This is a genomic window from Paraburkholderia panacisoli (assembly GCF_008369935.1).
GTDB lineage: Bacteria > Pseudomonadota > Gammaproteobacteria > Burkholderiales > Burkholderiaceae > Paraburkholderia > Paraburkholderia panacisoli.
In genome coordinates this window covers 798-1,215 of sequence record NZ_VTUZ01000151.1, presented here as the reverse complement: position 1 = coordinate 1,215, position 418 = coordinate 798, and positions in this window count along the sequence as shown.

Genomic DNA, 418 nt, shown 5'->3' with positions numbered 1-418 from the left:
CGCCACGCCGGGAAGTTTGACGTGTCCTTCGAAGCAAAACCAGACGTCGAACATGTCCTTCGATGTGGATACCAAATCAATGTGAAATTCGAAACCGCGATACTCGATTGTTCGTTGCATGAGGACCTCCAGCCTCGCACCGCCATACGGCGGGTCGATCAATGGCCGACCGATTTTTCTGGGTCGTTGCGTTCAGACGCCCGAGAATGAGTTTAGACCGCCAATGCCGACGGCCGATGCAAGACGATTTTTAGCGTTTGGCGAAGGCAGGCTTTAACGCGCCCCTTGCCGTTTGGCGCCTGGATTGAGCATCCAAAGACGTTTGCCCGTTCCCCACCCCAATGACGTCAGCGCGCCTCGTGGATTCAAAGAGGCCAGCGTTTCGCCGGCCTTTCCCGCGCTCGTCGTGAGTCGACGA